Annotated in this window: 6 protein-coding genes; 2 read left to right on the forward strand and 4 right to left on the reverse strand. The window is 62.8% G+C overall.

The window, feature by feature from the left end; all coding sequences use genetic code 11:
• Window positions 1-9 precede the first annotated feature (9 nt).
• Entirely contained in the window at window positions 10-660 is a 651-nt protein-coding gene (locus AAC083_RS10050; protein WP_108536507.1) for a Qnr family pentapeptide repeat protein, read from the reverse strand.
• Window positions 661-749: 89 nt separating this feature from the next.
• Between AAC083_RS10050 and AAC083_RS10055 the strand changes: the two genes are divergently transcribed.
• The gene (locus tag AAC083_RS10055; protein ID WP_108536508.1) at window positions 750-1,757 is read left to right on the forward strand and encodes a substrate-binding domain-containing protein; all 1,008 of its coding nucleotides are present in this window, start codon (window positions 750-752) and stop codon (window positions 1,755-1,757) included.
• Between the two features lie 141 nt (window positions 1,758-1,898).
• Here the strand turns inward: AAC083_RS10055 and AAC083_RS10060 are convergent, their stop codons facing one another.
• Genes AAC083_RS10060 through AAC083_RS10070 form a run of 3 tightly spaced genes read right to left on the reverse strand, consistent with a single transcriptional unit; the run spans window position 1,899 to window position 4,852 of the window.
• Entirely contained in the window at window positions 1,899-2,540 is a 642-nt protein-coding gene (locus AAC083_RS10060) for a bifunctional 4-hydroxy-2-oxoglutarate aldolase/2-dehydro-3-deoxy-phosphogluconate aldolase (RefSeq protein ID WP_108536509.1), read from the reverse strand.
• Between the two features lie 9 nt (window positions 2,541-2,549).
• Window positions 2,550-4,346 carry a phosphogluconate dehydratase gene (edd, locus tag AAC083_RS10065; protein ID WP_108536510.1) on the reverse strand — a complete coding sequence of 599 codons (1,797 nt, stop codon included), beginning with the start codon at window positions 4,344-4,346 and terminating at the stop codon, window positions 2,550-2,552.
• Complete coding sequence (locus tag AAC083_RS10070; protein WP_108536511.1) at window positions 4,343-4,852, reverse strand: gluconokinase; 510 nt, start codon at window positions 4,850-4,852, stop codon at window positions 4,343-4,345. Before AAC083_RS10070 ends, edd begins: the two co-directional genes overlap by 4 nt.
• A 245-nt stretch (window positions 4,853-5,097) precedes the next feature.
• On the opposite strand from AAC083_RS10070, the gene AAC083_RS10075 reads away from it, so the two are divergent.
• Window positions 5,098-5,700, forward strand: a 603-nt coding sequence (locus AAC083_RS10075; protein WP_258224651.1) for a GntT/GntP/DsdX family permease, incomplete at its 3' end; no start/stop codon positions are given.

Genomic DNA, 5,700 nt, shown 5'->3' on the forward strand with positions numbered 1-5,700 from the left:
CCACCGGGATCAGGGGAAGACGATGAGACCGAGTTGTTCGAGCAACCCCTGCTGCTGCTCTTCATTGATCTGCACCCCATCCAGATTGACCCGACGCAGATCCAGCCCGGGCAGGTCGCACTGGCGCAAATCGCAGCCCTGCAGGTTGAAACTGGTCCACTCTATCTGGCCAAACGCTGAGCCGCTCAGATCGGAGCCGGCCAGCGAAGCACCCAGCAGGCTGGCTCCCTGCCAGCGATTGCCGGTCAGCTCGCAGCGCTCCAGCACACAGCCATCGAAGTTGGCGTAGCTGAAGTTATTGCCCGTAAGATGCGCTTCGCAGAAGTAGCTCTTGATGGTGATCTGGTTGGCGAAGCTGGCTCGGGCGAAGTTGATGCCCATGGCCTGGCAGTCACGCATCTCCAGCCCCAGACACTGGCTGCGGCCAAGATCCGCCAGGGTCAAATCACAGCGAAGGAAACTGGCCTCCCGCAGATCGCAGCCCTGCAGCTGGCAGCCCAGCTCGCGCTCCCGCTCGTAAAAACTGCAGTCGACGAAGCGGCTCTCGCTCAAATCCAACCAGGAGAAGTTGCAGTCGATAAAGCGGCACTCCGTGAAACACTCTCCCGCCACATCCTGCTGCTCGAAACGCGTCCCCTCGAAGCACTTGCCCTTGATCATGCGAATAGTCTCCTGCCGATGGCGTCATATGCTGACTTTGTTAAACAAAAACGGTAATGTTACCTGTAACATTTTTGCCGGATCCCGAGATGAACGATACCCGAAAGCGCCGCCCTACCCTGCAGGACATAGCCAACCTGACCGGGGTCACCAAGATGACCGTCAGCCGCTACCTGCGCGATCCACAGGCCGTGGCCGAGGGCACCCGTGAGCGGATCGCCGCCGCAGTGGAGGAACAGGGCTACATCCCCAACCGGGCACCGGACATTCTTTCCAACGCCACCAGCAGGGCGATCGGCATCCTGATCCCCTCGCTCTCCAACCAGGTCTTTTCCGCCGTGGTGCACGGCATTGAGTCAGTGACCCGGCCTGCCGGCTACCAGACCCTGCTCGCTCACTACGGCTACAGCCCGGAACGGGAAGAGGAGCAGGTGGCCTCCCTGCTCTCCTATCACGTGGACGGCCTGATCCTTTCAGACAGCCAGCATACCGAGCGCACCCGCAAGATGATCGCCACCGCCGGCATTCCGGTAGTGGAAACCATGGATCTGCCGCAAGCCCCCATCGACATGGTGGTCGGCATGGATCATAGAGCCGCCGCCCGGGCCATGGTAACAGAGATGCTGCGCCGGGGCCGACGCAAGGTGGTCTATCTCGGCGCGCGGCTCGACGTGCGCACCCAGCTGCGGATGGAGGGTTACTATCAGGCGATGAGCGACGTCGGCCTCACCGGCCAGCATCTGCTAACCGAGCAATCTTCCAGCTTCACCCTGGGTGGCCAGCTGCTGGATCAGGCGCTGGTGCGCTATCCCGACCTCGACGGTCTCTTCTGTACCAACGATGACCTGGCGGTGGGCGCCCTGCTGCAATGTCAGGCCAAGTGGATCCCTGTGCCCCAGCAGATCGCCATTGCCGGGTGCAATGCCCTCGACATTGGCCACGCCATGACCCCCAAGCTGGCCAGTATCGCCACCCCGCGGGAAGCGATCGGCCGCGAAGCGGCGACCATGCTGCTGGCTCGCCTCAGCGGCCAGCCCCTGCCCGACACCCGCAAGGATATAGGTTTCTCCCTCTATGAGGGGGAAAGCCTGAGTTAACCTCTTCCCGAGCGGCGGCAAGCGGCATCATCCGACCCGGACACCCTGCTGGCCACCCGCAGGCGCCTTTTTCCCATTTATCCCGATAACAGAACAGGCCACCCGAGGGTGGCCTGTCTGGTTTTTCTGCACAACTGATGCTTAGCGTTTAACCATTTCAACCGCTTCGCGGGAGAGGCGGGCCACCTCTTCCCAGTTGCCGCTCTTGACCACATCGGCTGGCAGCATCCAGGAGCCGCCAACAGTGGCCACGCACTTGAGCGCCAGATAGTCGGCCACGTTTTTCGGGCCGATACCGCCGGTGGGGCAGAACTTCACCTGGGGCAGCGGAGCGGCAATGGCGGAGAGCGCCTTGGTGCCGCCGTTCGCTTCAGCCGGGAAGAACTTCAGGTGGTCGTAGCCCGCTTCCAGCGCCTGCATCACCTCGGAAGGCGTGGCAACACCCGGGATCAGCGGCGCGGTACTCTTGGCCGCGTGGGCCAGCAGCGCCGGAGTCATACCCGGGGAGATGACGAAGCGGGCACCGGCGGCGACGGCCGCGTCAAACTGCGCGCAGTTGAGCACGGTACCGGCACCGACCATGGCGTCCGGCATCGCCTTGGCGATGAGGGCGATGGCGTCGAGCGCCACCGGGGTGCGCAGGGTGATTTCGAACACCGAGATGCCGCCAGCCTGCAGCGCCTTGGCCATCGGCAGGGTCTGATCCAAGTCGCTTATGACCATCACGGGCACCAGCGGAGAGGCGGCAAACACCTCGGCAGGGGTCACTTTCCAGTTCTGCATAACTCTTCCTTAATCAAAGATGGTGGCGCCGCACTCGGCGCTCGATACCGCGCGACGCATCACGCTGAACAGTTCACGGCCCCACCCCTCTTGTTCCAGAGTGAGGTCAATCTCGGCCTGGGTACGGCCACTCAAATCGGTCAGGCAGTCGAGACGACCTGTCACCGCGTCCACCCGCAGCAGATCGCCATCTTGCAGCAGACCAATAGCCCCGCCGTGCAAGGCTTCCGGGGTGACGTGGATGGCGGCCGGGATCTTGCCGGAGGCACCGGAGAGACGGCCATCGGTGACCAACGCTACCTTGTGACCGGCCTTCTGCAGGTTGCCGAGCACCGGCATCAGCTTGTGCAGCTCCGGCATGCCGTTGGCGGCCGGGCCATTGTGACGCACCACGATAACGGCGTCCTGATTGAGATCACCCGCCTTGTAGGCCGCTTCCACCGCATGCTGGGAAGAGAAGACCCGGGCCGGGGCTTCAATCACCCGATACTCGGGGGCGACGGCAGAGACCTTGACCACGGCGCGACCCAGATTGCCCACCAGCAGCTTGGTGCCGCCGGTGGCCTGGAATACGCTGCCAGAGGGGGAGAGCACGCTCGCATCGCTGCTTTCGCCCACCAGCTGCCACACCAGCTTGCCATCGACCAACGCCGGACGGCTGAGGTAATCCTGCATCTCGCCAAACACCGGAGTGGCATCCATGTGGATCAGCCCCTCTTGCGCCAGACGGCGCATCAGGCCGGGCACGCCGCCCGCCTGTTCGAAGGCGTTCACATCAGCCGGGCCATTCGGGTACATGCGCACCAGCAGCGGCACCACGTCCGAGAGATCGCTGATGTCGTCCCAGGTCAGGTGCAGGCCGGCGGCCCGTGCCAACGCCACCATGTGGATGCTGTGGTTGGTGCTGCCGCCAGAGGCGAGCAGGGCCACCAGACCATTGACCAGGGCACGCTCGTCCAGCACCTCGCTCAAGGGGCGGTAGGCGGGAGAGCCCGGGATCATGGCGCTGATGCGGCGGGCAGCCTCTTCGGTGAGAGCGTGGCGCAACTCGCTGTGAGGATGGACGAAGGCAGAGCCCGGCAGCATCAGGCCCATGGCCTCGAACACCAGCTGGTTGGTGTTGGCGGTGCCGTAGAAGGTACAGGTGCCCGGTGCATGGTAGGCACCGCACTCCATCTCCAGCAGGGCGTCGCGACCCACTTCACCGGCGGCGTACTGCTGGCGCACCTTCACCTTGTCATCATTGCTGATGCCGCTGGCCATGGGGCCCGCCGGCACGAAGGCGGTGGGCAGGTGCGCGTGGGAGAGCGCCCCCATGATCTGGCCCGGGGCTATCTTGTCGCAGATGCCGAGCAGCAGGGTGGCGTCGAAGGTGTTGTGAGAGAGCGACAGCGCGGTCGCCTGAGCAATGAGATCGCGGGAAAACAGGGACATGTCCATCCCCGGCTGACCCTGAGTCACACCATCACACATGGCCGGTACGCCACCCGCCACCTGAGCGCTGTGGCCCAGTTCGGCCAGTGCCGCCTTGATGATGTCCGGGTAGCCCTGATAGGGCTGATGGGCGCTCAGCATGTCGTTGTAGGCAGTGACGATGCCGACGTTGGCGCGGGTCATGTCGAGGATGCGACCCTTCTCGTCACTGCTGCAGGCAGCCACGGCGTGCGCCAGGTTGCCACAGGCCAGCGCGGCGCGGGTCTTGCCCTGCTCTGCCTGACGCTGGATACGGGCCAGAAAAGCCTGGCGACGGGCGGCACTGCGCTCGCGAATGCGGGCGGTGACGCTGGAAATAACCTGATGGATCATTGGGCTTGCTCCAATGCTGTGACGGCCCTATCAACCACCTGTTCGAAGGTGCCGTCTATGTCGATGTGGAATACACCGGCCTCGCCATCCGGGCGCTCCAGGGTATCGAACTGACTTTGTACCATGGTTTCCCGCATGAAATGGCCCTTCCGTGCCCGCATCCGTTCGAGGATAAGCGGCTGATCACCATCCAGAAACAGGAAATGCACTGAGTCATTGCCCTCGCGGATCTGGTCACGGTACTGCTTCTTGAGGGCCGAGCAGACGATGACGCCCACCTCGTTCTTCTGCTCCAGGCTGTAAGCCGCGTCGCGGATCCGCTCCAGCCAGGGGGCGCGATCCTCGTCGTTGAGGGGCTTGCCGCCAGCCATCTTCTGGATGTTGGCCTTGGGATGCAGATCATCACCATCGATGAACTTGGCCCCCAATGCCTGGGCCACCTTGAGGCCAACGCTGGACTTGCCGCTACCACACACACCCATCACAATAATGCTCTTGCCCGCCATTGTTTGACCTCTATCCCATTTTTCAAAAATCGTGCTGCTGATGGGTTCTAACTTATCACGTTACCGGTAACATGTTACCGGTAACAACAAGAAATGTGAAGTCTGCCACAGACTGAGCGAACTCACAGTCACCTGGGCAAGCGAGCTTGAGCCCTGGCCATAAATCTAAATAAATCATAAAGATATGGTCTGCCAACGGATCGGCAGGGTGTCGATACTGAATCTGGAACAAGGAACGCACAACAATGTCTGACCTATCCCTGATCATGACGGCCGCCGGCTCCATAGTGCTGCTGCTCTTTCTGGTGATGAAGGCCCGCCTGCACGCGGTCGTCTCCCTCATTCTGGTCTCCATGGTGGCTGGCCTCGCCGCCGGCATGAACCCGGCCGAGATCGCCAACACCATCCAGAAAGGGATGGGCGGCACCCTGGGTTTCGTGGCCGTGGTGGTGGCGCTGGGCGCCATGTTCGGCAAGGTGATGGAAGTCACCGGCGCCCTCGACCGAGTGGCCCATACCCTGCTCGGTACCTTTGGCGTCAAGCGCGCCAACTGGGCCATGTCACTGACCGGCTTCATATGCGCCCTTCCGCTCTTCTTCGACGTGGCCGTGGTGCTGCTGATCGGGGTGGCCTTTGCCATCGTCCGCCGTGGCGGCGGCAGCGTGGTGAAGATAGGCATAGCGCTGCTGGCAGGCATCGCAACCTGCCAGGCGTTCCTTATTCCGGCGCCGGGCCCCATTCTGGTGGCATCTCAGCTGGGGGCCGATTTTGGCTACATGATACTGTTCGGTCTGATCGCCGCCGTACCAGCCCTGATCCTGGCGGGACCACTGTTCGGGGAACTGATC

The organism is Aeromonas sp. HMWF014, assembly GCF_963878295.1.
Taxonomy (GTDB): Bacteria; Pseudomonadota; Gammaproteobacteria; order Enterobacterales; family Aeromonadaceae; genus Aeromonas; species Aeromonas popoffii.

What these genes read in the sequence shown, in the direction of transcription:
- AAC083_RS10050 (WP_108536507.1), bottom strand. Translation starts at nt 660, where the DNA reads ATGATCAAGGGCAAGTGCTTCGAGGGGACGCGTTTCGAGCAGCAGGAT.
- AAC083_RS10055 (WP_108536508.1), top strand. Translation starts at nt 750, where the DNA reads ATGAACGATACCCGAAAGCGCCGCCCTACCCTGCAGGACATAGCCAAC.
- AAC083_RS10060 (WP_108536509.1), bottom strand. Translation starts at nt 2,540, where the DNA reads ATGCAGAACTGGAAAGTGACCCCTGCCGAGGTGTTTGCCGCCTCTCCG.
- edd (WP_108536510.1), bottom strand. Translation starts at nt 4,346, where the DNA reads ATGATCCATCAGGTTATTTCCAGCGTCACCGCCCGCATTCGCGAGCGC.
- AAC083_RS10070 (WP_108536511.1), bottom strand. Translation starts at nt 4,852, where the DNA reads ATGGCGGGCAAGAGCATTATTGTGATGGGTGTGTGTGGTAGCGGCAAG.